This is a genomic window from Nocardioides sp. NPDC023903 (assembly GCF_040639295.1).
In the GTDB taxonomy this organism is placed as follows: domain Bacteria; phylum Actinomycetota; class Actinomycetes; order Propionibacteriales; family Nocardioidaceae; genus Nocardioides.
Map to the genome: position 1 here is coordinate 12,238 of NZ_JBEZZS010000025.1, position 24,615 is coordinate 36,852.

Consider the following 24,615-nt stretch of genomic DNA (forward strand, 5'->3'; position numbering starts at 1 on the left):
CGGGCGAAACCGGGTCGCTAGCCTGACGCCATGGAGCGGCCGTGGCCGCTGACCGGCCGGGACGACGAGCTGCGCAGGGTGGCGGCGGCGATCCGGCCCGGTGCGGCGGGCGTCATCGTTGCGGGTCCGGCGGGCGTGGGGAAGACCCGGCTCGCCCGTGAGGCGCTGGCGGCCGCCGGTCATGGCGGATCCGTCGTCTTCGCCCAGGGCAGCACGGCCGCCCGGCCGTTCCCGCTCGGCGCGTTCGCCGGGCTGCTCGATGTCCCGCCCGGAGAGGCCGCCGAGACCATCGGCCGGGCGCTGGATCAGATCACCCGGCAGCTGCCGCTCGTGCTGACCGTAGACGACGCGCACCTGCTCGACGAGCACTCCGCGATCGTCGTGCACCGGGTCGTCGCCCGGCGGATGGCTCCGGTGCTGATCACGCTCCGCACCGGGGAGCCCGCCCCCGACATCGTGACGTCGCTGTGGAAGGACGACCACCTGCCGCGGCTGGATCTGGTGCCGCTGGATGCCGAGGAGAGCACGCGCCTGATCGCCCAGGTGCTCGGCGGTCCGGTCGACACGGACTCCGCGCACCGGTTGTGGACGATGACCGAGGGCAGCCCGCTGTTCCTGCGGCATCTGCTGGCCGGTGAGGTGTCGGCGGGCCGGTTCAGCGCGGCGTCCGGGATCTGGCGCTGGACCAGCGAGCCCGCGATTTCGCCGGAGCTCGCCGGTCTCCTGGAGCGGGAGATCGGGGACCTCGCAGCAGGGGTGCGAGACGTCGTCGACCTGGTCGCCCTGGCCGAGCCGGTGGCGGTCCCGACGCTGTCCGCGCTGACCTCGGCCACGGACCTCGAGGAGGCGGAGAGCCGGGGGCTGGTGCGTACCGATGGCGTGGTCGCCCGGCTGGCGCACCCCCTCTACGGCGAGGTACGCCGCGCCGCGATGGGCACGCTGCGTGCCCGCCGTCTCCGCGGCCGGGTGGCACAGACCCTGGACCCGGAACCGGACCCGATCCCGCGGGCCGTACTGACCCTCGACTCAGACCTGCCCCCGGAACCGGAGCTGTTCCTGCGGGCCGCCGAGGCCGCGACCCGGATGTACGACCTGCCGCTGGCCGAGCGGCTGGCGCGCGCGGCGGCCGGCACCGGCGATCTCGCCGCCAGGGTCGTGCACGGTGCCGCGCTCTCCTGGCTCAGCCGCGGGGAGGAGGCCGAGGCGATCCAGGTGGACGTCATCGCCGACGCGCCCGACCCGGGGCTGGTCGCGATGGTGCAGCTGCACCGTGCCGGCAACCTGCTCTTCACGATGGCCCGTCCTGACCAGGCCCATCAGGCGCTGGCCGCCGCCGAAGCCACCGGGGCAGCCCTGGCCCACGTCGCGGCCATGGCGCTCGTCCTGGATCTGGTGGACGGCGAGACCTCAGGCGTGCTCGCCCGGGCGCCGCAGCTGCTGCGGAGCGAGCTTCCCGACGACCTGGCCGGCATCCTCGTCGCCACCTCCGCATCCGCGGCGGCCGCCGTCACCGGTGACCGCGAGCTCCTCGATGAGGCCGCAGTCGTGGGTGGGCTGGCCGCCGACCGGGTGCCGACCGTCATCCCCGGCTTCGGGCTCGCCGACTTCCAGGTGCTCGGACACCGTCTCGCCGGCACGCCGGACCGGGGCGCCGACCTGGCCCGGAGGATGCGGGCCGCATCGGCCGACCTCCCCGGGCCGGCCAGGCTCATGGGCCTCGTCGTCGCAGGTCACGCGGCCCTTGCCGAGGGCCGTCTGCTCGATGCGCTGCTCTCGCTGCGCGAGGCCTGGGCGGCGCTGGGGGGCTCCGGCCACGAGTTCCGATTCCGGTGCCGTACGTTGCTGGCGACCGCCCTCGCGCAGGCCGGTCAGCCGGAGAACGCCGAGCCGTTGCTGGCCGGCGTGGCTGCCGGGCACCATCCGGCGTACCGGCTCTATCTGCCCGACGACCGCCTCGCGCTGGCGTGGGGTGCTGCGGCGGCGGGGTGGACGACCGAGGCGATCGGCCACGCGGTCGCCGCGGCGGATCTCGCTCGTGAGGCGGGTTCACCTGCGTACGAGGTCCTCGCCTGGCAGACCGCGGTCCAGCTCGGCGACACGACCGTGGCGCCTGCCCGCCGCCTCGCCCCGCTCGCCGGGCTGGGTCCTCGCGCCGACGCGGCTCTGGTCCATGCCCGCGCCTGGGCCGACGAGGACGGCGACGCGCTGCTCCAAGCGGCCCATGCCTGGGCCCGGCTCGGTGACCTCGTCGCCGCGGGCGACGCGGCCGCGCAGGCCGCCGACGTACACCGCCGCGCGGGACGGCAGGGATCGGCCCTGACCGCGGCGGCCGTCGCCGCGAAGTTGGCGGAGAGGTCGGGTGCCCGCACCCCAGCGTTGGTGGTCGCCGCCCGGCCCCTGCCGCTCACCGCCCGCGAGCGCGAGATCGCCGCACTGGCCGCCCGGGGGCTGTCGAACAAGGACATCGCGGCGCGACTGACCCTGTCGGTGCGCACCGTCGAGGGTCACCTCTACCGGGCCGGCCACAAGCTCGGCGTCTCCGAACGAGCCGGGCTGGCGGACCCTCTGGGAGTCGAGTAGCGCACTACTCGCGCCGCTCCTGCTTCAGCGGCGGATGCTGACAAGCACCCGACCGAAGGAGCAGTCATGAGCACCACCTACGTACGGCCCCACGAGGGCCACCACAGCCCCATGATCGACGGGGACCATGTCGCCAAAGCCGCCGTCAAGGACGCCCAAGGGGCCTTCGAGGTCTTCGAGGTGATCGCACCCGCCGCCCCGATGACGCCGCCGCACGTCTCGCCGTGGAGCGGGGTGCTGTACCTGCTCGAGGGCCGCATCACGGCGTACGTCGACGGTAGGTCGTACGACGTCGAGCCCGGCGGGCTGGTCGTCTTCCCGGCGGGAACCCCCGGCACCTTCGAGGTCGTCGGCGACTCCGCCCGAGCTCTCGCGATCACCACCGGCGACGGCGCCGGCCGGTTCTTCGCCGACTTCGCCAGTTCTGTTCCCGTGGGGCAGCCGGCCGCTGACTCGATGGCCGCGATCCTGTCCGTCACCGAGCGCCATGGTGTCGCCCTCGCGGGCGGATGATTTGCGCGACTCAACGACAGGGGCCTGTCTCGGAACGCGACTCACGCCGCGTTCCGAAACAGGCCCTGTGTGTTCGGGTCGGTGACCCGTCAGAGGTCGCGCCGGATCTCGTCCTCGCGCGGAAGGTCAGGGCTGCGTCGCAGGTTGACGACGGCCAGCGCCAGGCCTCCCCAGATGACCAGCATCGCGACGAGCATCATGACGATGGCGGAGCCGCTCATGACTGTGCTCCCTTCTCGTTGAAGTGAACCGGGGACAGAGCCTCGGGGTCTCGCCACTTGGCCTGAGCGGCCAGGAAGCCGAAGACGATGACCGCTCCGGCCGCGCCCCAGCCGAAGACGGCGAGCATCCAGCCCGGGTAGCCGCCGTAGGGGGTCTTCACGTCCTCCCAGAAAGAGAGCCCGAGCACGAGGACCAGGCCGATCGGAGCGACGATGCTGACCAGGATCCGCCACCAGGCGCCCACGACGATCGAGCTGCCGTCGGACAGATGGTCGCTGAAGGTCGGCAGCACTCGCAGCCCCCAGCTCATGATCAGCATCGAGATAACGGCGACCAGCAGGATGCCGAACTGGTTGATGAAGTGGTCGAGGATGTCGAGCACGTAGATCCCGCTCGTGGTGGCGAAGAACACCAGGCTGAGCACAGCCATCGGCACGGTGACCGCGATTGTGGCGGTGGTGCGCGTGATCTCGAACTTGTCACGCACCGCCGAGATCACGACCTCGACGATGGACACCATCGAGGTGAAACCGGCGATGACCAGGGAGAAGAAGAAGAGCACCCCGATCAGGGCGCCAGCGGGCGCCTCGCTGATGATCGCGGGGAAGGCGACGAACGCCAGCCCGATGCCAGAGGTGGCGACCTCGCCGACGGCGACCCCGTTGGCCTGCGCCATGAAGCCGAGCGCGGCGAAGACGCCGATGCCGGCGAGCAGCTCGAAGCTGGAGTTGGCGAAGCCGACCACGAGCCCCGCGCCCGGCATGTCGGTGTGCTTGTGCACGTAGGAGGAGTAGGTGATCATGATGCCGAAGCCGATGGACAGCGAGAAGAAGATCTGTCCGTACGCCGCCGCCCACACCGTTGCGTCGGTCAGCGCTCCCCAGTCCGGGGTGAAGAGCGCGTCCAGCCCATCGGCCGCACCCGGGAGGAAGAGCGAGCGCACCACGAGGATCGCGAAGGCGACGACCAGGATCGGGATGAAGATGGCCGAGGTCGCGCCGACGCCCTTCTGGACGCCGAGCAGCATGACGGCCAGGATCGCGACCCACACCAGCAGCAGCGGGATCAGCACGCCCCACACCGGGGTGGCGTCGACGCCCGGATCGCCTGCCTTGAGGAACTCGCCGAAGAAGAAGCCCTCCGGGTCGTCACCCCAGGCCTTGGTGACGCTGAAGATCGTGTAGCGCACCGCCCACGCCATCACGGCTGCGTAGTAGATGGCGATCATGAAGCAGATGCCGACCTGCCACCAGCCCAGGCCCTCGGTGCCGCGACGCAGGCGCGCGAACGACAGCGGCGCGGAGCCGCGGTAGCGGTGGCCCAGTGCGTAGTCGAGGAACAGGAACGGGATTCCGGCTGTCAGCAGCGCCACGATGTAGGGGATGACGAACGCGCCACCTCCGTTGTCGTAGGCGACGTAGGGGAAACGCCAGATGTTTCCCAGGCCCACCGCTGAGCCGATCGCCGCGAAGATGAAGACCTGTCGCGATGAGAACGCTCCGCGTTTTGCCGCGGCCGCTTCCTGCACGCCCTCAGGTGTCGTGCTCATATCCGCCTCCTTGCTCGATATGTGCGTGGCGCTTGTGGCGCCAAATGTAGTGCTGGCGGCGCTTGTGACGCCGATCACAGACAATAGTCATCCGGCTGTCGGTGGGCGACTTCGGGGTTTCGGCGGCTGTCAGTAGTAGTGGCGAACCATTGACAAGCCCGGGTCATTTGTTGATCGTATGAGACATGGATTCAGATGTGTCTCACACGCTGGCGGCGTACACCCCGTTGACCGGGGAGTCGTGGGCCGACCCGTGGCCGATGTACGCCGCGCTGCGCGAGCACGACCCGGTCCACCACGTCGCTCGGGGCGACTACTGGGTCCTGACCAGGCACGACGATGTCTACGCCGCGGTGCGTGACCACGAGACGTACAGCTCGACCGGAGGGCTGACGACGGCTCATGACGAGCTCGAGCGGATCGGGCTGGCCGACAATCCGCCGATGGTGATGACCGATCCGCCGGCGCACACGGCGTTCCGGAAGCTGGTGAACCGCGGGTTCACGCCGAAGCAGGTCGAGGACGTGACTCCTCGGGTCACCCGGTTCGTGGTCGAGCGGGTCGAGCAGCTCAGGGCGGCCGGTGGAGGCGACATCGTGGCGGAGCTCTTCAAGCCGCTACCGAGCATGGTGGTGGCTCACTACCTCGGCGTTCCAGAGGTGGACTGGGGGCGCTTCGACGTGTGGACCGACGCGATCGTGACGGCCAACGCGGCTCAGGACGAGAGCATCGGAGCCGGTGCCGCCGCCGAGCTGATGGGCTACTTCGCCGAGCTGATCGAGCGGCGCCGGCGAGAGCCCGGTGACGACACCGTCTCCCACCTCGTCGCGGCCGGGGAGGCCGACGACGACGCCGGCCTGCTGCGGGTGCTCGCGTTCGCCTTCACGATGGTGGCTAGCGGCAACGACACGACGACCGGGCTGCTCGGCGGCGGCCTGCCGCTGCTGGCGGACCGCCCCGACCAGCGCGAGTTCGCGCTACAGGACGTACCGGCCGCTGTCGAGGAGCTGCTGCGGCTCACCTCGCCCGTGCAGGGGCTCGCCCGGACCACCACACGCGACGTCACGATCCACGACGTCACGATTCCCGCGGGGAAGAAGGTCCTGCTCTGCTACGCGGCCGCCAACCGGGACCCGCGCGTCTTCGGCGCCGACGCCGAGGAGCTCGACGTCACCCGCCGGCCGCGCCAGATCCTGACGTTCGCCCAGGGGGCGCATCACTGCCTGGGCGCCGCGGCCGCCCGGATGATGGGCCGGGTGACGCTCACCGAGATACTCACCCGGATGCCGTCCTTCACCGTCGACCACGACTCCCTGCGATGGGCACCGGGGAGCTACGTACGCAGGCCCGTCAGTCTTCATGTCGAGGTGGCCGGATGAGCTGGCTCGAGGTGGAGCGGACGGAGCTCGCCGCCGAGCGGATCCTGGACGCGGCTGGCGCGCTCTTCGTGGAGCGAGGGGTCGACAAGCCGGGCATGGACGAGGTCGCCCGCGCGGCCGGCTGCTCGCGGGCGACCCTGTATCGCTACTTCGAGAACCGGCAGGCCCTGATCTACGCCTTCGCCCATCGCGAAGCGCGGCTCATCACCAAGCAGGTCGCCCAGGCCGCGACCGACGTGTCCGATCCACGCAGTCGCGTGGTCGAGGCCGTGATCGCCTGCCTCGCTGCCGTGCGCGAGCGGCCCCACCTCGCGGCCTGGTACGCCGGTGACAGCACCCTGCTGCGCGAGGTCCTCCACGACTCCCCGGTGATCCGCGGCGTCGCCCAGAGCTACCTCGCCTCCGACTCGGAAGCCACCGATCCCGACCTGGCCGACTGGATCCTGCGCATCATCCTGTCGTTCCTCTCCAATCCGGGCGACGACGAAGAAGCAGAGCGTCGCCTGCTGGAGCGGTTCCTCGTCGTGCCGCCGCGCAGCTAGACCCGTCAGCGCCGGATGGCCGACGGGGCGGTGCCGTACTTGCGCCGGTGGGCGGCGGCGAAGCGGCTCGCGGAGGAGAAGCCCCAGCGCGCCGCGACGTCGCCGACGCTGAGGGTGGGGTCGGTCGTGAGCTCGGCGTGGGCGCGCTGGAGCCTGATGTCGAGGAGGTAGTGGGAGGGCGCGCTTCCCACCCACTGCTGAAATCCCTCCTGCAGCCGGCGGACGCTGGTGCCGGCGAGGGCGGCCATGTCGGCGGCGGTCCAGGCCCGGGCCGGGTCGTCGTGGAGGGCCTCGACCACGCGGCGGATCGTCCGCGGCTGTGCGGCCGCGGTGACGCCGCCGTCGGGGGAGCACACCTCCAGGAGGCCGGCGGCGACCGCGCCGGCGAGCTGGCGGCGTACGAGCTCGCTGTCGGCGAAGATGTCCGGGTCGTGCAGGTTGGTGGCCAGGTTGGTGATCAGGTGATGCCAGGCGCGTCCGCGGCCGCGCTCCAGCGACAGCTGCTCCGGGAGGAGGGCGCGGGCGTTGACGCGGTCGGTGCCCAGGATCCGCTCGGTCTCGACCTCCAGCCAGTCGCTGTCGAACTTCACGCCGAGCACGGTGCAGGTCGCGTCCCAGTGGCTGATCAGGGACGGGGTGTCGGCCCGGAAGACGGTGCCCTGGCCGACGACCGAGGTGAGCTCCCCGAACCGGCCGCGGCTCTCCAGGTGGCCGGTGATCGGCATGTTCACCTCGTACGCGCTCGGGTAGTCGCACTCGATCGCCACATCCGCGCCCCAGCCGACGTGGCCGATCAGAACCGGACCGAGATCCAGCGTACGCAGCGTGAGCCGCGGCTCGTGAGCGCCGCCGACCGGCCGGAGCTCGTGCGGGAAGTATGCCTGGGCCACGACGCGCGAGGCCTGCCCCCAGTCTCTGGGAGCGGCTCGCATACGACCGGCCATGCCGCAGAGCGTACCTGAGACGAGCGTCACAAATTGGTCGCGTTCTGGGTGCTGAACCCGCGCAATCCGTGTCGCCGGGGCGCGCGGACCGACCTACTTTCGAGTCCTGTTCGGAACCTCCCACCTCTCGAGGAGCACCCATGACGACCACGCAGCAACCCGGCACGCAGGACCTCTCCTGGCTCGACGACGTGACGATGACCGAGCTCGAGCGGAACCCCTATCCGACCTACGAGCGCCTTCGCCGCGAGGCGCCGCTCGCCTTCGTCCCGGTCCTCGGCTCCTACGTCGCCTCCACCGCGGAGATCTGCCGCGAGGTCGCCACCAGCCCCGACTTCGAGGCGGTGATCACCCCGGCCGGCGGACGTACCTTCGGACACCCGGCGATCATCGGCGTCAACGGCGACATCCACGCCGACCTGCGCGGCATGGTCGAGCCCCAGCTTCAGCCGGCCGAAGTCGACAGCTGGGTGGACGACCTGGTCCGCCCGATCGCGCGGGACTACGTCGAGCAGTTCGAGGACCGCGGCCGCGCCGAGCTGGTCGCGGAGTACTGCGAGCCCGTCTCCGTACGCTCCCTCGGCGACCTGCTCGGGCTGCAGTCGGTCTCCTCCGACAAGCTCCGCGAGTGGTTCCACAAGCTGAGCGTCTCGTTCACCAACGCCGCGGTCGACGAGAACGGCGAGTTCACCAACCCTGACGGGTTCACCCCCGGTGACGAGGCCAGGGCCGAGATCCAGGCGGTCGTCGACCCCCTTATCGACCGCTGGATCGAGCACCCCGAGAACACCGCGATCTCCCACTGGCTCCACGACGGCATGCCACCGGGGAAGACCCGCGACCGCGCGTACATCTACCCCACCATCTACGTCTACCTGCTCGGCGCGATGCAGGAGCCCGGCCATGGCATGGCCTCGACGCTGGTCGGCCTCTTCAGCCGCCCCGAGCAGCTGGAGGAGGTCGTCGACGACCCGTCGCTGCTGCCGCGGGCCATCTCGGAGGGCATGCGCTGGACCTCCCCGATCTGGTCGGCGACGGCGCGGATCAGCACCAAGCCGGTCACGATCGCCGGCGTCGACCTGCCCGCCGGGACTCCGGTGATCCTCTCCTACGGCTCTGCGAACCACGACTCCGGGAAATACGATGCGCCCACGGCGTACGACCTGCACCGGCCGCCGCTGCCGCACCTCGCCTTCGGCGCCGGGAACCACGCGTGCGCCGGGATCTACTACGCCAACCAGGTGATGCGGATCGGGCTCGAGGAGCTCTTCGAGGCGATCCCCAACCTGGAGCGCGACACCGGTGAGGGCGTGGAGTTCTGGGGCTGGGGATTCCGCGGCCCGACCAGCCTGCACTGCACCTGGGAGGTCTGAGCGATGTCCGCCGCGATCAGTGTCTCCGGCCGCCGCGTCGAGTGCGCCGAGGACCAGTCGATCCTGGAGGCGTTCCTCCGTGCCGGCGTGTGGATGCCGAACTCCTGCAACCAGGGCACCTGCGGCACCTGCAAGCTGCAGGTCCTGTGCGGCGAGGTCGACCACCGCGACTCGCCGCTCGAGACGCTGACCGCGGACGAGCGCGCGAGCGGTCTGGCGCTGGCGTGCCAGGCGCGGCCGCTCGAGGACACCGAGGTCGCGCTGCGTGGCACGGAGATGGGCCGCGCCACCCACGTGCTGCGTGACCTCACCGCCACCGTCGTCGACGTCGAGGACGTCGCCCGCGACACCCGGCGGGTCCGGCTCGGCCTCGAGGAGCCGCTCGCGTTCTCGGCGGGACAGTACGTCGAGGTGCTCGTCCCCGGCACCGCCGAGCGGCGCCAGTACTCGCTCGCCAACACGGCCCAGGAGGACAAGGTCCTCGAGCTCCACGTACGCCGCATCCCCGGCGGTGTGGCCAGTGACTGGCTCTTCGGGTCGGTCGCGGTCGGTGACCGGGTCGAGGTACGCGGCCCGCTGGGCGACTTCCACGTCCCGGAGGCGGATCAGGACGAGGGAGAGCCGATGGTGCTCATCGCCGGTGGCACCGGGCTGGCGCCCCTGCTCGGCATCGCCCGCACCGCGCTCGAACGCCATCCGGACCGGATGATGGTGCTCTACCACGGCGTACGCACCGAGGCGGACCTCTACGACACCGACCGCCTCGAGGAGCTGGCCGAGAGGTATCGCAGCTTCAGCTTCGTCACCGTGCTCTCCCGGGAGACGCGGCCCGGTCACCGCAGCGGCTATGCGCCCGACGCCTTCGTCGAGGACGTCGCCAGCGCACGTCGCTGGTCCGGCTGGCTGTGCGGCTCGCCGGCGCTGGTCGAGGCCGGGGTCAAGGCGTTCAAGCGGCGCCGGATGGCGCCCCGGCTCATCCACCGGGAGAAGTTCGAGCCGGCCGACGGGCGTGGGCCGGGCTCCTGACCCGGGAAAACCTCGGACGCCGAGACCGGCCCTTGCCGAGATATATCACGAACCCCCAGGATGAATCACGAGTTACCGGATGCCTCCGGTGCCTTGAGAGGAGAGATATGCAGCAGGTCAAGGCCGTCATCGCCCGTGCCAAGGGTGCGCCCGTCGAGCTCGTGACGATCAACGTTCCCGAGCCCGGGCCGGGCGAGGCGGTGGTGAAGATCCAGTCGTGCGGGGTGTGCCACACCGACCTGCACTACCGCGAGGGCGGGATCAACGACGAGTTCCCGTTCCTGCTGGGTCACGAGGCCGCCGGGATCGTCGAGGCGGTGGGTCCGGACGTGACCGACGTGGCGCCGGGCGACTTCGTGGTGCTCAACTGGCGCGCCGTCTGCGGCAGCTGCCGGGCGTGCAAGCGCGGTGAGCCGCAGTACTGCTTCGCCACGTTCAACGCCACCCAGAAGATGACGCTCGAGGATGGCACGGAGCTCTCGCCCGCGCTGGGCATCGGCGCCTTCGCGGAGAAGACGCTGGTCGCGGCGGGTCAGTGCACGAAGGTCGACCCGGAGGCCCGGCCCGCCGCCGTCGGCCTGCTCGGCTGTGGCGTGATGGCCGGCATCGGTGCCGCCATCAACACCGGCGGCGCGACCCGCGGGAGGTCGGTGGCGGTCATCGGCTGCGGCGGTGTCGGGGTGGCGGCGATCGCCGGTGCGGCGCTAGCCGGGTCGAGCCCGGTCATCGCCGTCGACATCGACGCCAAGAAGCTCGAGCGCGCCGCGGCCATGGGCGCGACGCACACCGTGGACTCCTCGCAGACCGACCCGGTCGAGGAGATCCGACGGATCTGCTCGGAGACGTACGAAGGAGCCGAAGGCGCCGACATCGTCGTCGAGGCGGTCGGCCGCCCGGAGACCTGGAAGCAGGCCTTCTACGCCCGGGACCTGGCCGGCACCGTCGTGCTCGTCGGTGTGCCCACGCCCGACATGACCGTGCCCGAGATCCCGCTCATCGACGTCTTCGGTCGCGGTGGCGCGCTCAAGTCCAGCTGGTACGGCGACTGCCTCCCCAGCCGCGACTTCCCGATGCTGGTCGACCTCTATCGCCAGGGGCGTCTAGACCTGGACGCCTTCGTGAGCGAGGAGATCGGGATCGGCGACGTCGAGGCCGCCTTCGAGAAGATGCATCATGGCGAAGTGCTGCGTTCGGTGGTGGTGCTCTGATGGCCGTACGTGTGGACCACGGTGTCACCAGCGGCACCTTCAGCCTCGACGGCGAGACGCATCAGGTGGACAACAACGTCTGGGTGATCGGCGACGACCAGGAGTGCCTGGTCATCGACGCACCGCACTCGGTGGAGGACATCTTGGCGGTGGTGGACGGTCGCCGCGTGAAGGCGATCGTCTGCACCCACGCCCACGATGACCACGTACGCGTGGCGCCGGCGTTGCGCGAGGCCGTCAGGGCCCCGATCCTGCTGCATCCCGAGGACCGGCCGCTGTGGGAGCTCACCCACACCGACGAGCTGTGGGACGCGGACCTCTCCGACGGACAGGTCATCGAGATCGGCGACACCTCTGTGACGGTCCTGCACACCCCGGGTCACGCGCCGGGGGCGGTCTGTCTGTCGGTGCCCTCGCTGGGGTGCGTCTTCACCGGCGACACCCTTTTCCAGGGTGGTCCCGGGGCGACCGGGCGCTCCTTCAGCGACCGGCCCACCATCGAGTCGTCGATCCGGGCCAAGCTGTTCACGCTTCCCGGCGAGACGGTCGTCCACACCGGGCACGGCGACGACACCACAATTGCCGCCGAGGCCGCCGCCTTGGGCTGATCAGCGTCCGGCGGCCGCGAACTCCGCGCGCATCCAGGCGCACCACTCCAGTGCCGTACGCCGTGACCGGATGCCTCCTTCGAGGGTGATCCGCGTGGCGAACAGCGGGTTCGACGGGTCGCGGACGCCGGGGCGGTCGGAGATCTCGGCCAGCTCCTCGAGGTAGCGGTCGAGGACGTCCTGGTGGACCGCCTCGAGCCGGCCGACCAGCTCCGTGGCGGCGTCGGGCTCCACGGTCCAGATCGACCACAGCCGGAGAATCTCCAGGTCACGGACCGGCTGGGGCTCGAGGTCGCCCACGACCCATGCCGCCAGGGCGTCCCGACCGGTCTCGGTGATTCGGTAGCGCTTCGTCGGCCGGGGGCCGGCGCCCTCGATGACCTCGTGCTCGACCAGCCCGGCGGCGTCGAGTCGGTTCAGCTCCGGATAGATCTGGGAGTGGCGGGCGGTCCAGAAGTAGCCGATCGGCTGCCGCATCCGCTGCGCGACCTCGTAGCCGGTGCTCGCCCGCCGTGCCAGCAGGCCGAGGATCGCGAAGCCGAGGTTGGAAGTGGTCACCCCGGGATCATTCATATGTCAATATTGACATATGCGGAGCGTGAAGGGCGTAGCGGTCGGGGCGGCGATCCTCGGCATCGTGCTGGCCGGGTGCGGTGCGGAGAACGGTGCCGAGGGGGATGGTGGTCCGGGCAAGGCGAAGAAGTCGGGTCCCGTGCTGCCGACGGACGGCCCCTATATCGAGGGTGAGCTCGGCGGGTGCTTCCTGCCGGAGACCGACGCCGGGGTGGAGCCGATGCAGGTCGCTGGCAAGGACCTCGAGCTGCCGGCCATCCGCTTCTCCCCTCCGGACGATCAGGACCCGTCGGCGGTGCTGGTGATGCTCCACCAGACCGACGGGGACCGCTGCGGCTGGGGTGACTTCGCGATCCTGGCGGCTCTCCAGGGCGTCGCGGGCCTCTCGTTCGACCTCTGCGGCTATGGCGATGCCGATTGCGGGATCAAGGATCCCGACGACCCGGTTCCGCAGGTGCGGGCCGCGCTGGACGAGGTCGAGAAGCAGTGGCCGGACGCGGCGGTCGTGCTGGTCGGCGCCTCGATGGGAGGCAGCCAGACCGTCCGGGCCGTCGCCGCCGGCGTGGACGTCGACGGCTGGGTCGACCTGTCGGGGCCGTCGAACTGGGCGGGTGTCGACCTGGCCTCGGTCGCCGACTCGATCAGGACGCCGGGTCTGATCGCCGTCGCCGAGGACACCGACGGTGCCGAGGAGGCAGACGCCGCCCAGGCGCTGGCGCAGGCCACGTCCTCGGAGTTCGTGCCCGCCGAGGCAGGGCACGGCTGGGAGCTGGTGATCGAGGAGGGCCGGCTCACGCCGCTCGGTCAGCAGGTCCTCACGTACGCCGCGAGGTGATCGGCAGGACGATCGAGAGCCGCTCGGCGGCAGCCTGGAGGTGCGGGAGCAGCTCGACCATCCGGGCCATCTCCATCCGGTAGGACGGCGCGGCGATCGAGACGGCCGCGACGGCATGGCCGTCCGGGCTGAGAACCGGGACGCCGAGCGCGCGGATGCCGATCTCGTGCTCCTCGTCCGCGACGGCGTACCCCTGCTCGCGCACCTGGTCGATCATCTCCGCGAACGCGGCGCGGTCGGAGATCGTGCGCGGTGTCTTCGCGACCAGGTCGAGCTCATCGACCAGCTGCTTCCGCTCGGCGTCGGGGGCGAACGCCACCAGCACCTTGCCCATCGAGGTGCAGTGCAGCGGTCCGAGGCCGCCCGGGGTGCCGATCACGCTGACCTGCTGAGGTCCCTGGACGTGGTGGACGTAGAGCTGGTTGTGGGCCGAGCGGACCGACATCAGCGAGGTCTCGCGGGTCTGCTCGGTGAGCTCCTCCAGCGCGGGCAGCGCCGAGCCGGCGAAGCCGCGGCGGTGGGCGACGTACTGGGCAAGGGAGAAGACCTTGAGCCCGAGGGAGTAGCGCTTGCTGTCCTCGTCGAAGGTCGCGAAGCCGTCGCGGATCAGCGCCGCCGCGAGCCGGTGGCAGGTGCTCAGCGGGAAGCCGGTCTCCCGGCTGAGCGCGGAGAGCGGTACGCCGGAGGGGTAGGCGGCGAGCTTGTCCAGCAGGAGCAGCGCCTTGCCGACCATGTCGCGCTTTTCTGCCGCATCCGTCGTGTCATCCATGGCGCCATCCTTCCATAGTTCCTTCCATATCGTGGAAGCGATATCTGAAAGATGGAAGGAACTCGTTGACGGGCCGATGTGGCCGCCGCCACACTCGCATGGTGAAAGTGACTTCCGCCACGCGGGAGTGGAGCGAAAGGAACCCGATGACCACCTCCGAGACCCGCGCCGACTCCGGCGCGACGATCGGCACGCAGCGCTGGGCACGCCTGCTGCCGATCGTCTTCATCACGTACAGCCTCGCCTACCTCGATCGCTCCAACTTCTCCATCGGCATCGCCGGCGGCATGGAGGAGGAGCTCGCCATCACGCCAGCGGTCTCCGCGCTCATCGGCGCGGCGTTCTTCCTGGGCTACTTCGCCTTCCAGATCCCGGGAGCGATCTACGCCGAGCGGCGCAGCGTACGGTCGCTGATCTTCTGGAGCCTCATCGCCTGGGGCGTGCTCGCCTCGGTGCAGGGGCTGCTCAGCTCGGCGACCGCGCTGATCGTCGTACGCTTCCTGATCGGCGTCGTCGAGGCGGCGGTGCTGCCGGCGATGGTGATCTTCCTGAGCCACTGGTTCACCAGCCGCGAGCGCGGCCGCGCCAACACCTTCCTCATCCTCGGCAACCCGGTCACGGTCCTGTGGCTGACGGTCGTGTCCGGCTTCCTCATCGAGGCCACCAGCTGGCGGTGGATGTTCATCATCGAGGGCCTGCCCGCGGTTGCCTGGGCGTTCGTGTTCCGGGCCATGGTCAGCGACCACCCCGAGCAGGCGAAGTGGCTCAACCCGGCCGAGCGCGACGCCGTCGTCGACCAGCTCAACCAGGAGCAGCGTGCGCTGACCCCGATGAAGGGCTACGGCGAGGCGTTCCGGTCCCGCAACGTCATCCTGCTCTCGCTGCAGTACTTCCTGTGGAGCGTCGGGGTCTACGGCTTCGTGTTCTGGCTTCCCTCGATGGTGAAGGCGGCCTCGGGCCAGGGCATCGGGATGTCCGGGCTCATCTCGGGGATCCCGTACGTCCTCGCGGTCGTGCTGATGATCGTCAACAGCCGAGCCTCCGACCGCGCCGGGACGCGTGGCCGGTTCGTGTGGCCGTGGCTGCTGCTCGGCGCGGTGGCGTTCTACGGCTCCTACCTGCTCGGGCCCGACCAGTTCTGGCTCTCCTTCCTGCTGCTCGCAATCGCCGGCGGTGCCATGTACGCGCCGTACGGGCCGTACTTCGCGCAGATCCCGGAGTTCCTGCCGCGCAACGTGGCCGGAGCGGCGATCGCGCTGATCAACTCCTTCGGTGCGCTCGGCGGGTTCGCGGGCAGCTACCTCGTCGGCTGGCTGAACGGAACCACCGGGAGCACCGACGCGTCGTTCCTGCTGATGGCGGGCTGCCTGGCGCTGGCCGCTGTGGTGATGCTGCTGGTCAGGGCGCCAGCTGCGAAGACAGTGTCGGAGCCGGCTTCGGGGACGGCTCGATGAGGATCGCCCGGATCGAGCATCCCCACGGGATCGACCATGCGGTGGTCGAGACCGACGGCTACCGGCTGATCGAGGACGTGTTCGCGGAGGAGATCCGGTGCCAGGACCGGTGGGTGGCCCTCGCCGATGCTCGCCTGCTGGCTCCGGTGGAGCCGCGCACGGTGGTCGGGATGGCCCACAACACCGGGCCGGGCGACCGGCTGCTGCCGCCGCAGGCGTTCCTCAAGCCGGCCCGGTCCGTGATCGGACCCGGTGACCCGGTGCCGGTGCCGGTCGAGCTCGGACTGGTCCACGCGGAGGCCGAGCTCGCGGTCGTGATCGGGAGCTCGGGCACGGTGCTGGGCTACACGGTCGCCAACGACGTCACCGGGCGCGACCTGCAGACCGAGGATCCACTGTGGACCCGCGCCAAGGGGCAGCGCGGATTCACCCCGCTCGGCCCCTGGATCGAGACCGATCTCGACCCGGGCCGTGCGATGGTCGCACTCGCGGTCGACGACGCGACGTCGCCGTTGACAGGCACGAACCAGCTGGCCCGAAGTGTCGCCGAGGTGGTCGCATGGGTCAGCGAGTTCCTCCCGCTCGGGCCGGGTGACGTGATCCTGACTGGCGCCCCGGGGGCCAGCCTTCCGATCCGGCCAGGACAGCAGATCACCGCGAGCGTCGCCGGGATCGGCGAGCTGGTCAACCCGGTGGCCGAGGGCCTGCTCGAGCGGCGTACGGAGAGGGGTGCGGCATGACCGGGATCGACGCGGTCACCTTCGGTGAGGCGATGGCCATGTTCGTCGCCCAGGAGAGCGGACCGCTGCACCGGGCGGCGACCTTCGTGCAGGCGACCGCCGGAGCCGAGACCAACGTGGCGACCGGGCTGGCCCGGCTGGGGCATCGCTCCGGCTGGGCCGGGCGCCTGGGCGACGACCCGCTGGGCCTGTTCATCGAGGAGGAGCTCGGCCGCTGCGGTATCGACCTGTCGCGGGTCGAGATCGACCGTGAAGCGCCGACCGGCTTCCAGCTGAAGTCGAGGGCCGACGGTGGCGACCCGGAGGTGGTCTACTTCCGCCGCGGCTCCGCGGGCAGCCGGCTGGCGTGGAGCGAGCCGATGAGGACGTACGTCTCCACTGCCCGGCATCTCCACCTGACCGGCATCCCGCTGGCGATCTCGGAGACGGCGCGAGACTTCGCGTTCCAGGCAATCGCCGCGGCTCGGGCGGGCGGCGCGAGCGTGTCGTTCGACCCGAACCTGCGCCCGTCCCTGTGGGCGAGCGAGCAGGAGATGGTGGCCGTCGTGAACGAGGTCGCGGCGCTCGCCGACTGGGTGCTCCCGGGGGTCGAGGAGGGGCGGGTGCTGACCGGTCACAGCGACCCCGAGAGCATCGCCGAGCACTATCTCGCCACGGGCGTCACCCGCGTGGTGGTCAAGAACGGCTGTGCCGGTGCCGTCGCGTTCGGCCCGGAAGGCACGATCCGGCAGCCCGCGTTCAGGGTCGAGGCGGTGGACACCGTCGGCGCCGGCGACGGCTTCGCCGCCGGACTGATCAGCGCCCATCTCGACGGTCTGGGGATCGGACCGGCACTCGAGAGGGCCGCCGCCGTGGGTGCCTTGGCCACGACCTCGGCCGGCGACAAGGACGGCCTGCCGGACCGCGAGCGGCTGGAACGGTTCCTCGCGACCAGTGCCAGCCTGATCCTGCAGTGAGCACGAAAACACCAATGAAAGGAAGCGACTCGATGCGCGCACTCGTCCCGTGGGCCCACCTGGAGGGCCAGATGGGCGGCTGGCCCGACGGCCTGCAGGTGGAGGTGTACGACGGCACCGGCTCTCCGCCGGCCGACGTCTCCGACGTGGCGTTCTACGTCCTGCCGTACGGCCGCAGCGCCGGACGAGATCTGCTGCCGCTGATGCCTGCGCTCCGTGCCGTACAGAGCCTCAGCGCGGGTGTGGAGAAGGTGCTCCCGCTCATCGGTCCCGAGGTCACGCTGTGCAACGGGCGTGGCCTGCACGACGCCAGCGCCGCCGAGCACGGGCTGGGCCTGATCCTCGCCGCGCAGCGGGAGCTGCCCCGCTGGGTGCGCGACCAGGAGGCCGGCCGCTGGCAGCCGGAGCACACCAGGTCGCTGGCCGACTCACGGGTGGTGATCGTCGGGTACGGCTCGATCGGTGCCGCGCTCGAGCAGCGCCTGCTCGCCTGCGAGGCCCAGGTCGTGCGGGTCGCGTCCACGGCGGACCCGGACCGCGACGTGCACGGCGTCGACGAGCTGCCCAGCCTGCTGCCCACCGCCGACATCGTGGTGCTCACGCTCCCGGAGAAGCCCGGCACCATCGGCCTGATCGGCGTCGAGCAGCTGGCGCTGCTGCCCGACGACGCGCTCGTGGTGAACATCGGCCGGGGCCGCACGCTCGACACCGGCGCGCTCCTCGCCGAGCTCGCCACCGGGCGGCTGCGAGCGGCTCTCGACGTCGTGGACCCCGAGCCGCTCCCGGCCGATCACCCGCTGTGGTCGATGGCCGGCGCCATCGTGACCCCGCACGTCGGCGGTGGTGCGGCGACTTTCTACCCGCGCGCCGAGCGCCTGGTGGCGGAACAGCTGCGCCGCTTCGCCGAGGGCCGTCCGCTGCTCAACGTGGTGGCCCGGCCGGGTGCGGCCATACCTCGCTGATCCTGCCCGGAAGACTCTCCGATCGGGGAGGTTGCTCCGCTCACGCCGTGATTAACGTGCGAACGGTCACCCCGTGAGAGGAGCAGCAGATGGAACCCCAGAACGAGTCGAACCCGACCGACGTCGCCACCGAGGACCTCATCGAGGAGGTCTCGATCGACGGAATGTGCGGCGTCTACTGATGCCCGATCGCATGCTCGAGGAGCCGTGGACACTCTCGCCCTCGGTGGCGCTGCGTCCTGAGCCCTTCGGGGCACTCGCCTACCACTTCGGCAATCGGAAGCTGACCTTCCTCAAGCGGCCGGAGCTGGTCGAGGTGGTCCGGCTCCTCGAGCATCACCCCCGTCTCGGCAGCGCGCTCGATGCCGCCGGCATCCCGCCGGAGCAGCACGACGCGTACGCAGCGGCGCTCCGCGCCCTCGCCGAGACCGACATGATCCGCCCCCGCCATGAGGAGGCAGTGTGACCCTCGCACCAGAACGCCCCACCACTCCCAAGGCCCGTCCCGCGGGCGGCAGCCTCGTCGAGCAGTTCGAGTTCGGCCTCGACGCCCCGATCTGCCTGACCTGGGAGCTGACGTACGCCTGCAACCTCGAGTGCGCCCATTGCCTGTCGAGCTCGGGCCGGCGTGACCCGCGCGAGCTCAGCACGGAGCAGTGCAAGGCCGTCATCGACGAGCTGCAGCGCATGCAGATCTTCTACGTCAACATCGGCGGTGGCGAGCCGACGATCCGCCCCGACTTCTGGGAGCTCGTGGAGTACGCCGTCGACCACCAGGTCGGCGTGAAGTTCTCCACCAACGGCTTCCGGATCACCCCCGAGCGCGCCGCCTTCCTGGCCTCGACCGACTATGTCGACGTACAGATCTCCCTGGACGGCGCGACGGCGGAGGTCAACGACCGCGTCCGCGGAGCCGGCTCGTACGACACCGCGCTGCTGGCATTGCGGAACCTCCGGGACGCCGGCTTCTCCGACGCCAAGATCTCCGTCGTCTGCACCCGGGAGAACATCGGCCAGCTCGACGACTTCAAGGCCATAGCCGACGAGTACGGCGCCACCCTGCGTCTCACCCGGCTGCGCCCGTCGGGTCGCGGCGCGGACGTGTGGGACGAGCTGCACCCTAGACCTGCGCAGCAGCGCGAGCTCTACGACTGGCTGATGGCGCACGGCGAGGACGTCCTCACCGGTGACTCCTTCTTCCACCTGGCCGCCTACGGCGAGTCGCTCCCAGGGCTCAACCTGTGCGGCGCCGGGCGGGTGGTGTGCCTGATCGACCCGATCGGCGACGTCTACGCCTGCCCGTTCGCGATCCATGACCAGTTCCTGGCCGGCAACCTGCTCGGTGAGGGCGGCTTCCAGGAGGTGTGGCAGTCCTCGCCGCTGTTCACCGAGCTGCGCTCGCCGCAGACCGGCGGAGCCTGCACGAAGTGCCAGCACTTCGACGCGTGCCGCGGCGGCTGCATGGCCGCCAAGTTCTTCACCGGGCTGCCCTTGGACGGCCCGGACCCGGAGTGCGTCCAGGGCTACGGCGAGACGGCGCTCGCCGGCGACCGCTCGGTGCCGACCGCAAGCCAGGACCACTCGCGCAGCCAGGCAAGCCGCAACGCACCGGTGCTGCTCAATCTCGGTGCCACCAGGCGGCGCCCCGTCTCGGCCTGCAACGAAGACCCGCTCGCCGGAGGTGACCTGTCGTGAAGCTCGAGAACCCCTGGAAGCGAAATCCGTGGTTCGAGTCGGTCGCGGTGGCTCAGGAACGAGCCCGGCGCCGGCTGCCCAAGCCGGTCTACGGTGCGCTGGTCGCCGGCTCCGAGCGTGGCCAGAGCATGACCGACAACCAGGCCGCGTTCGCCGAGCTCGGCTGGGCGCCCCACGTCGTCGGACAGCACGCCAAGCGCGACCTGGGCACGACCGTCTTCGGCCACTCGATCCCGCTGCCGGTGCTGATCAGCCCGACCGGGGTCCAGGCCGTACATCCCGACGGCGAGGTGGCGGTCGCCCGGGCCGCCGCGGCCCGCGGCACCATCATCGGGCTCTCCAACTTCGCCTCGAGGTCGGTGGAGGAGGTGACCGCGACCGGCGCGACCACGTTCTTCCAGATGTACTGGACCGGCGACCGCGGCACGATCGTCCAGCGCATGCAGAGGGCGCACGCCGCCGGCGCCCAGGGCCTGATCGCCACGCTCGACTGGTCCTTCTCGATGGGCCGCGACTGGGGCAGCCCCGAGATCCCGGAGAAGGTCGACCTGCGGACGATGATGCGGCTGGCGCCACAGGTGGCGGCAAGGCCGCGGTGGGCGTGGCAGTTCGGGCGTACGGGCTCCTTCCCCGATCTCACCGCCCCGAACCTCGCCCCGCCGGGCGGGAGCGCGCCGACGTTCTTCGGTGCCTACTACGAGTGGATGACCACCCCGCCGCCGAGCTGGGAGGACGTCGCCTGGATGCGCGAGCAGTGGCACCAGATCAGCGGCACCCCGTTCGTGCTGAAGGGCGTGTGCCGGGTCGACGACGCGCTCCGCGCGGTCGATGCCGGGGTCGCGGGCATCTCGGTGTCCAACCACGGCGGGAACAACCTCGACGGCACCCCGGCCGCGATCCGGATGCTCAAGCCGATCGCCGACCGCGTCGGCGACCAGGTCGACGTGGTGATGGACGGAGGCGTACGCCGCGGCTCAGATGTCGTCAAGGCGCTCGCGCTCGGTGCGAAGGCGGTGCTGATCGGCCGGGCCTATCTGTGGGGTCTGGCCGCCAACGGCCAGGCCGGAGTCGAGAACGTCCTCGACGTGCTGAGCGGTGGCATCGACTCGGCGCTGCGGGGGCTGGCGCTCGGGTCGGTCACCGAGCTGCGGCCCGAGCACCTGATCGTCCCGGACGGCTTCCATGTACACACTGGGTGACGCCACCTGGCCGCAGGTGCGCCGGGGCACCGTCCTGCTGGTGCCCGTCGGCTCCCTGGAGCAGCACGGACCGCATCTGCCGTTCGACACCGACACGACCATCGCGACCGCGGTCACGCAGGGGGTGGCCGAACGGCTCGCGGAGCAAGGTGTCGAGAGCTGGACTGCGCCGCCGATCGCGATCGGCTCCAGCGGCGAGCACCAGTCCTTCCCCGGCACCGTGTCGATCGGAAGCGATGCGCTCCATCTGGTCGTCGTCGAGCTCGTCCGTTCGGCCCGCACCTGGGCAGAACGGGTGGTGCTGGTGAACGGCCACGGCGGCAACGCCGCCGCGCTGACCAGCGCGGTCAACCAGCTCACCTTCGAGCGGCAGACCGCGTGCTGGCTGCCGTGCCGCACCGAGGAGTTCGACCTGCACGCCGGCCGCACCGAGACGTCCCTGATGCTGCACCTGCGGCCCGAGGCCGTACGCATGGACCTGGCCGAGCCCGGCGACACCCGGCCGCTCGCGGAGATCCTCCCGGCGATGCGGGCGGGCGGGGTCGCGGCGGTCTCCGTTAACGGCGTCCTCGGCGACCCGACCGGCGCAACGGCGGAGGAGGGAGCGGAGGCGCTCGCCATGATGATCGAGCAGACCACGATGGACGTGCTGGCTCCCGGCGGCGTGGCAGTGGGGTGAGATTCCCGATCGGCTTCCGGGTCCGAGTCCGGGAGGACGTACGCCGCATCGACCGGCGCCTGCTGGTCGGCGGCTCGCCGCTGCGTGCCGTCCGGCTCACCGACGGCGCGCTGGCCCGTCTCGACGACGGCGAGATCACGGTGGTCGACGCGGCCACCGAGGCGCTCGCGGCCAGGCTCGTCGACGGCAACCTGGCCGATCCCGTGCTCGACGGCCCCGGGGTGGATCCGGCCGAGGTCACCGTCGTGATCCCCGTACGCGACCGGCCCGACCAGCTCGACCGTGCTCTCGGTCCGCTGGCCGGTCTCGGCTGCATCGTCGTCGACGACGACTCCCACGATCCCGACGTAGTCGCGGACGTCGCTCGCCGCCACGGCGCCCAGCTCGTACGACTGCCGCAGAACCTCGGCCCCGCCGGCGCCCGCAACGCCGGCCTGGGGGCCGTCCGCACCCCGTACGTCGCCTTCATCGACTCCGACGTCACCGTCGAGGTGAGCACGCTGCTGGCGCTCTCCCGCCACTTCGCCGACAGCCGAGTAGCGCTGGTGGCGCCGCTGGTCCGCAGCCGTGCCCGCAGCCGGGCGCCGCGGTGGTTCGAGCGCTTCGACGAGGACGACTCCTCGCTCGCGCTCGGCACCCGTGCCTGCGTCGTACGCCCCGGCGCCGCGGTGGGCTGGCTGCCGAGCGCCTGCCTCGTGGGTCGTACGGAGCGCCTCGGGTCGGGGTTCGAGGAGTCGATGCGCGTGGGCGAGGACGTCGACCTGGTGTGGCGGCTGGTCGAGGCCGGCGAGGTCGTCCGCTACGACCCGGAGCAGATCGCCTGGCACGACACCCGCACGACGATCCGTGGCTGGCTGGGCCGCAAGTACCTCTACGGGACCGGCGGCGCCGACCTCGCCGTCCGCCACGGCCGCAAGGGCGCTCCGGCGGTGATGACCGCGAGCATGGCGGCCACCGCGGCCGCGCTGATGGTGCACCGCCGGTGGTCCCTCCCGGTGGCCGCGGTCGGGATCGCGTACGGCGTTCTCTCGCTGCGACGACGGCTGCCGGAGACCCCCGGACGGGACCGGCTCGCGGTCCAGCTCTGTGCCCAGGGCCTCGGCTGGACGGTCCGCCAGGAGGCCGCGCTGCTGCTGCGGCACTGGTGGCCGCTGACCGTGCTCCTCGCCCCGCACAGCAGGCTCCTCAGGCGCGCTCTCGCCGCGTCCCTGCTTGTCGACGTCGTCGTCGCCCAGGTCGACAACCCCGGCACGAGATACCGGCCGCTGGCCCGGCGCCTCGACGACATGGCGTACGGCGCAGGCCTGTGGGCCGGCGCGATCAGAGCCCGTTCGATGACCTGTCTGCTGCCGCGCCGACCTGGCCAGAAGACCGGCCAGGGAGGCACCTCTCCCAACGGGTAGGTCGGCCCCTCCCGGGGTGGCCTGTTTCCCGTTCCTCGCCTGTTCGCGGCTCTGTCGGCGTACCTAATGTGCTGAGCGTCACACACCAACGGAGGTTTGCCATGCAGGTCGACGAACTACTCAAGCCCTTCCCCATCAAGGAGTTCCACCCGTTCCCTCGAGCCCTCATGGGGCCCGGCGCTCACGAGATGATCGGGCCCGAGGCTCTGAAGATGGGCTTCCGCAAGACCCTCGTGATGACGTCCGGCCTCCGCGGCACGGACATCGTCACCAAGATCGTCGAGTCGATGAAGTACCACGGCCTCGAGGTCGTCGTGTACGACAAGGTCGAGTCCAATCCCAAGGACTACAACGTCATGGACTCGGTGAAGCTCTACCAGGAGAACGAGTGCGACTCGTTCGTCTCCATCGGCGGCGGCTCGTCGCACGACGCCTGCAAGGGCGCGCGCATCTCGGTCGCCCACGACGGCCGTAACGTCAACGAGTTCGAGGGCTTCAACATGTCCGAGAACCCGAAGAACCCGCCGCACATCGCCGTCTCGACGACGGCCGGCACCGGTTCCGAGACGTCCTGGGCGTACGTCATCACCGACACCACCACCGACCCGGACAACCCGCACAAGTACGTCGCCTTCGACGACGCCTCGGTGGCCAGCCTGGCGATCGACGACCCGGTGCTCTACTTCGACTGCCCGGTCGACTACACCGCGCAGTGCGGCTTCGACGTCCTGGCGCACGCCAGCGAGCCGTACGTCTCCCGGATCAACTTCCAGCCCTCGCTCGGCAACGCGCTGCACGCGATCAAGCTGACCTCGGAGAACCTGCGGCAGGCGGTCTGGAACGGCCAGGACCTCGGCGGCCGCGAGGGGATGATGTACGCCCAGTACATCGCCGCTCAGGCGTTCAACTCCGGCGGCCTCGGCATCATCCACTCGATCAGCCACGCCATCAGTGCGTTCTACGACACCCACCACGGCCTCAACAACGCCATCGCGCTGCCGCGGGTCTGGGCGTTCAACATGCCCACGCACTACAAGCGGTTCGCCGACATCGCCCGCGCGATGGGCGTCGACACCCACGGCATGACCGACGTGCAGGCCGCCGACGCGGCGCTCGCCGCGGCCATCCGGCTGCTGCGCGACGTCGGCATCACCGAGCGGTTCGTCGACGTCAAGCAGGACACCTACTCGAAGAACCGGCTCGGCCAGGGGCCGACCGCGTACTACGAGAACGCCAAGGAGATCGTCGGCGACGACACGGACGTCGACCGGATCACCAACCACGTCCTGGGCGACGCCTGCACGCCGGGCAACGCCAAGGAGTGCACGTTCGAGACCGTACGTCCGGTGGTCGACCACTGCCTCAACGGCGACCTGGACGACCTGCTCGGCTGATCGTCCCTGCCG

At 70.8% G+C, this 24,615-nt stretch carries 25 protein-coding genes; 20 read left to right on the plus strand and 5 right to left on the minus strand.

All coding sequences use genetic code 11. The features are described 5' to 3' along the window. Window positions 1-30 precede the first annotated feature (30 nt). Complete coding sequence (locus tag AB0F44_RS21815) at window positions 31-2,580, plus strand: LuxR C-terminal-related transcriptional regulator (protein WP_357358778.1); 2,550 nt, start codon at window positions 31-33, stop codon at window positions 2,578-2,580. Window positions 2,581-2,646: 66 nt separating this feature from the next. Then, the gene (locus AB0F44_RS21820) at window positions 2,647-3,093 is read left to right on the plus strand and encodes a cupin domain-containing protein (protein WP_357358779.1); all 447 of its coding nucleotides are present in this window, start codon (window positions 2,647-2,649) and stop codon (window positions 3,091-3,093) included. Window positions 3,094-3,182: 89 nt separating this feature from the next. Here AB0F44_RS21820 and AB0F44_RS21825 read toward each other — a convergent pair whose 3' ends face one another. Both AB0F44_RS21825 and AB0F44_RS21830 read right to left on the minus strand, forming a co-directional pair. Then, a complete protein-coding gene (locus AB0F44_RS21825; protein ID WP_160026071.1) occupies window positions 3,183-3,314 on the minus strand; it encodes a methionine/alanine import family NSS transporter small subunit in 132 nt (43 codons plus the stop codon). Then, the gene (locus AB0F44_RS21830) at window positions 3,311-4,864 is read right to left on the minus strand and encodes a sodium-dependent transporter (protein WP_357358780.1); all 1,554 of its coding nucleotides are present in this window, start codon (window positions 4,862-4,864) and stop codon (window positions 3,311-3,313) included. The genes AB0F44_RS21825 and AB0F44_RS21830 overlap by 4 nt, the downstream gene beginning before the upstream one ends. Window positions 4,865-5,061: 197 nt before the next feature. Here AB0F44_RS21830 and AB0F44_RS21835 point away from each other — a divergent pair, with 197 nt between their 5' ends. Continuing rightward, window positions 5,062-6,243, plus strand: a complete 1,182-nt coding sequence (locus AB0F44_RS21835) for a cytochrome P450 (protein ID WP_357358781.1) — start codon at window positions 5,062-5,064, stop codon at window positions 6,241-6,243. Beyond that, window positions 6,240-6,785, plus strand: a complete 546-nt coding sequence (locus AB0F44_RS21840) for a TetR/AcrR family transcriptional regulator (RefSeq protein ID WP_357358782.1) — start codon at window positions 6,240-6,242, stop codon at window positions 6,783-6,785. Before AB0F44_RS21835 ends, AB0F44_RS21840 begins: the two co-directional genes overlap by 4 nt. A gap of 5 nt (window positions 6,786-6,790) precedes the next feature. Here AB0F44_RS21840 and AB0F44_RS21845 read toward each other — a convergent pair whose 3' ends face one another. Beyond that, window positions 6,791-7,729, minus strand: coding sequence for an AraC family transcriptional regulator (locus AB0F44_RS21845; RefSeq protein ID WP_357358783.1), 939 nt, complete (start codon window positions 7,727-7,729; stop codon window positions 6,791-6,793). Window positions 7,730-7,869: 140 nt separating this feature from the next. On the opposite strand from AB0F44_RS21845, the gene AB0F44_RS21850 reads away from it, so the two are divergent. The 4 genes from AB0F44_RS21850 (at window position 7,870) to AB0F44_RS21865 (ending at window position 11,944) form a co-directional block, all read left to right on the plus strand. Continuing rightward, on the plus strand, window positions 7,870-9,102 hold the full coding sequence (locus AB0F44_RS21850; RefSeq protein ID WP_357358784.1) for a cytochrome P450: 1,233 nt from the start codon (window positions 7,870-7,872) through the stop codon (window positions 9,100-9,102). Between the two features lie 3 nt (window positions 9,103-9,105). Then, the gene (locus AB0F44_RS21855) at window positions 9,106-10,128 is read left to right on the plus strand and encodes an FAD-binding oxidoreductase (RefSeq protein WP_357358785.1); all 1,023 of its coding nucleotides are present in this window, start codon (window positions 9,106-9,108) and stop codon (window positions 10,126-10,128) included. Between the two features lie 107 nt (window positions 10,129-10,235). Continuing rightward, window positions 10,236-11,336, plus strand: coding sequence for an S-(hydroxymethyl)mycothiol dehydrogenase (locus AB0F44_RS21860; protein WP_357358786.1), 1,101 nt, complete (start codon window positions 10,236-10,238; stop codon window positions 11,334-11,336). Beyond that, window positions 11,336-11,944 carry an MBL fold metallo-hydrolase gene (locus AB0F44_RS21865; protein ID WP_357358787.1) on the plus strand — a complete coding sequence of 203 codons (609 nt, stop codon included), beginning with the start codon at window positions 11,336-11,338 and terminating at the stop codon, window positions 11,942-11,944. Before AB0F44_RS21860 ends, AB0F44_RS21865 begins: the two co-directional genes overlap by 1 nt. Here AB0F44_RS21865 and AB0F44_RS21870 read toward each other — a convergent pair whose 3' ends face one another. After that, a complete protein-coding gene (locus AB0F44_RS21870; protein ID WP_357358788.1) occupies window positions 11,945-12,502 on the minus strand; it encodes a PadR family transcriptional regulator in 558 nt (185 codons plus the stop codon). Window positions 12,503-12,533: 31 nt separating this feature from the next. On the opposite strand from AB0F44_RS21870, the gene AB0F44_RS21875 reads away from it, so the two are divergent. Beyond that, window positions 12,534-13,352: an alpha/beta hydrolase gene (locus AB0F44_RS21875; RefSeq protein WP_357358789.1), complete on the plus strand. Its 819-nt coding sequence runs from the start codon at window positions 12,534-12,536 to the stop codon at window positions 13,350-13,352. Here the strand turns inward: AB0F44_RS21875 and AB0F44_RS21880 are convergent. Further along, the gene (locus AB0F44_RS21880) at window positions 13,333-14,121 is read right to left on the minus strand and encodes an IclR family transcriptional regulator (RefSeq protein WP_357358790.1); all 789 of its coding nucleotides are present in this window, start codon (window positions 14,119-14,121) and stop codon (window positions 13,333-13,335) included. The genes AB0F44_RS21875 and AB0F44_RS21880 overlap by 20 nt on opposite strands. Window positions 14,122-14,267: 146 nt before the next feature. On the opposite strand from AB0F44_RS21880, the gene AB0F44_RS21885 reads away from it, so the two are divergent. The 11 genes from AB0F44_RS21885 to mdo all read left to right on the plus strand — a co-directional run bounded on the left by AB0F44_RS21885 (window position 14,268) and on the right by mdo (window position 24,603). After that, entirely contained in the window at window positions 14,268-15,575 is a 1,308-nt protein-coding gene (locus AB0F44_RS21885) for an MFS transporter (protein ID WP_357358791.1), read from the plus strand. Further along, a complete protein-coding gene (locus AB0F44_RS21890) occupies window positions 15,572-16,315 on the plus strand; it encodes a fumarylacetoacetate hydrolase family protein (protein WP_357358792.1) in 744 nt (247 codons plus the stop codon). Before AB0F44_RS21885 ends, AB0F44_RS21890 begins: the two co-directional genes overlap by 4 nt. Beyond that, window positions 16,312-17,271: a sugar kinase gene (locus tag AB0F44_RS21895; RefSeq protein ID WP_357358793.1), complete on the plus strand. Its 960-nt coding sequence runs from the start codon at window positions 16,312-16,314 to the stop codon at window positions 17,269-17,271. The genes AB0F44_RS21890 and AB0F44_RS21895 overlap by 4 nt, the downstream gene beginning before the upstream one ends. Before the next feature lie 32 nt (window positions 17,272-17,303). Then, window positions 17,304-18,233 carry a 2-hydroxyacid dehydrogenase gene (locus AB0F44_RS21900; RefSeq protein ID WP_357358794.1) on the plus strand — a complete coding sequence of 310 codons (930 nt, stop codon included), beginning with the start codon at window positions 17,304-17,306 and terminating at the stop codon, window positions 18,231-18,233. A gap of 89 nt (window positions 18,234-18,322) precedes the next feature. Continuing rightward, window positions 18,323-18,415, plus strand: coding sequence for a mycofactocin precursor MftA (mftA, locus tag AB0F44_RS21905; RefSeq protein ID WP_141802062.1), 93 nt, complete (start codon window positions 18,323-18,325; stop codon window positions 18,413-18,415). Continuing rightward, on the plus strand, window positions 18,415-18,699 hold the full coding sequence (gene mftB, locus AB0F44_RS21910) for a mycofactocin biosynthesis chaperone MftB (RefSeq protein WP_357358795.1): 285 nt from the start codon (window positions 18,415-18,417) through the stop codon (window positions 18,697-18,699). Before mftA ends, mftB begins: the two co-directional genes overlap by 1 nt. Beyond that, a complete protein-coding gene (gene mftC / locus AB0F44_RS21915) occupies window positions 18,696-19,928 on the plus strand; it encodes a mycofactocin radical SAM maturase (RefSeq protein WP_357358796.1) in 1,233 nt (410 codons plus the stop codon). The genes mftB and mftC overlap by 4 nt, the downstream gene beginning before the upstream one ends. Continuing rightward, window positions 19,925-21,127, plus strand: a complete 1,203-nt coding sequence (gene mftD / locus AB0F44_RS21920) for a pre-mycofactocin synthase MftD (protein WP_357358797.1) — start codon at window positions 19,925-19,927, stop codon at window positions 21,125-21,127. Before mftC ends, mftD begins: the two co-directional genes overlap by 4 nt. Next, window positions 21,111-21,806 (plus strand): mycofactocin biosynthesis peptidyl-dipeptidase MftE, encoded by a 696-nt coding sequence (gene mftE, locus AB0F44_RS21925; protein ID WP_357358798.1) that lies wholly within the window; start codon window positions 21,111-21,113, stop codon window positions 21,804-21,806. Before mftD ends, mftE begins: the two co-directional genes overlap by 17 nt. Beyond that, window positions 21,803-23,209: a mycofactocin biosynthesis glycosyltransferase MftF gene (mftF, locus tag AB0F44_RS21930; protein WP_357358799.1), complete on the plus strand. Its 1,407-nt coding sequence runs from the start codon at window positions 21,803-21,805 to the stop codon at window positions 23,207-23,209. The genes mftE and mftF overlap by 4 nt, the downstream gene beginning before the upstream one ends. A gap of 101 nt (window positions 23,210-23,310) precedes the next feature. Then, window positions 23,311-24,603, plus strand: a complete 1,293-nt coding sequence (gene mdo / locus AB0F44_RS21935) for an NDMA-dependent methanol dehydrogenase (protein WP_160026054.1) — start codon at window positions 23,311-23,313, stop codon at window positions 24,601-24,603. Window positions 24,604-24,615: the final 12 nt, after the last annotated feature.

What these genes read in the sequence shown, in the direction of transcription:
- AB0F44_RS21845 (WP_357358783.1), bottom strand. Translation starts at nt 7,729, where the DNA reads ATGGCCGGTCGTATGCGAGCCGCTCCCAGAGACTGGGGGCAGGCCTCG.
- AB0F44_RS21890 (WP_357358792.1), top strand. Translation starts at nt 15,572, where the DNA reads ATGAGGATCGCCCGGATCGAGCATCCCCACGGGATCGACCATGCGGTG.
- AB0F44_RS21900 (WP_357358794.1), top strand. Translation starts at nt 17,304, where the DNA reads ATGCGCGCACTCGTCCCGTGGGCCCACCTGGAGGGCCAGATGGGCGGC.
- mdo (WP_160026054.1), top strand. Translation starts at nt 23,311, where the DNA reads ATGCAGGTCGACGAACTACTCAAGCCCTTCCCCATCAAGGAGTTCCAC.
- AB0F44_RS21850 (WP_357358784.1), top strand. Translation starts at nt 7,870, where the DNA reads ATGACGACCACGCAGCAACCCGGCACGCAGGACCTCTCCTGGCTCGAC.
- mftB (WP_357358795.1), top strand. Translation starts at nt 18,415, where the DNA reads ATGCCCGATCGCATGCTCGAGGAGCCGTGGACACTCTCGCCCTCGGTG.
- AB0F44_RS21815 (WP_357358778.1), top strand. Translation starts at nt 31, where the DNA reads ATGGAGCGGCCGTGGCCGCTGACCGGCCGGGACGACGAGCTGCGCAGG.
- AB0F44_RS21820 (WP_357358779.1), top strand. Translation starts at nt 2,647, where the DNA reads ATGAGCACCACCTACGTACGGCCCCACGAGGGCCACCACAGCCCCATG.
- AB0F44_RS21830 (WP_357358780.1), bottom strand. Translation starts at nt 4,864, where the DNA reads ATGAGCACGACACCTGAGGGCGTGCAGGAAGCGGCCGCGGCAAAACGC.
- AB0F44_RS21895 (WP_357358793.1), top strand. Translation starts at nt 16,312, where the DNA reads ATGACCGGGATCGACGCGGTCACCTTCGGTGAGGCGATGGCCATGTTC.
- AB0F44_RS21875 (WP_357358789.1), top strand. Translation starts at nt 12,534, where the DNA reads ATGCGGAGCGTGAAGGGCGTAGCGGTCGGGGCGGCGATCCTCGGCATC.
- AB0F44_RS21860 (WP_357358786.1), top strand. Translation starts at nt 10,236, where the DNA reads ATGCAGCAGGTCAAGGCCGTCATCGCCCGTGCCAAGGGTGCGCCCGTC.
- AB0F44_RS21855 (WP_357358785.1), top strand. Translation starts at nt 9,106, where the DNA reads ATGTCCGCCGCGATCAGTGTCTCCGGCCGCCGCGTCGAGTGCGCCGAG.
- AB0F44_RS21885 (WP_357358791.1), top strand. Translation starts at nt 14,268, where the DNA reads ATGACCACCTCCGAGACCCGCGCCGACTCCGGCGCGACGATCGGCACG.
- AB0F44_RS21825 (WP_160026071.1), bottom strand. Translation starts at nt 3,314, where the DNA reads ATGAGCGGCTCCGCCATCGTCATGATGCTCGTCGCGATGCTGGTCATC.
- AB0F44_RS21840 (WP_357358782.1), top strand. Translation starts at nt 6,240, where the DNA reads ATGAGCTGGCTCGAGGTGGAGCGGACGGAGCTCGCCGCCGAGCGGATC.
- mftE (WP_357358798.1), top strand. Translation starts at nt 21,111, where the DNA reads ATGTACACACTGGGTGACGCCACCTGGCCGCAGGTGCGCCGGGGCACC.
- AB0F44_RS21880 (WP_357358790.1), bottom strand. Translation starts at nt 14,121, where the DNA reads ATGGATGACACGACGGATGCGGCAGAAAAGCGCGACATGGTCGGCAAG.
- mftA (WP_141802062.1), top strand. Translation starts at nt 18,323, where the DNA reads ATGGAACCCCAGAACGAGTCGAACCCGACCGACGTCGCCACCGAGGAC.
- AB0F44_RS21865 (WP_357358787.1), top strand. Translation starts at nt 11,336, where the DNA reads ATGGCCGTACGTGTGGACCACGGTGTCACCAGCGGCACCTTCAGCCTC.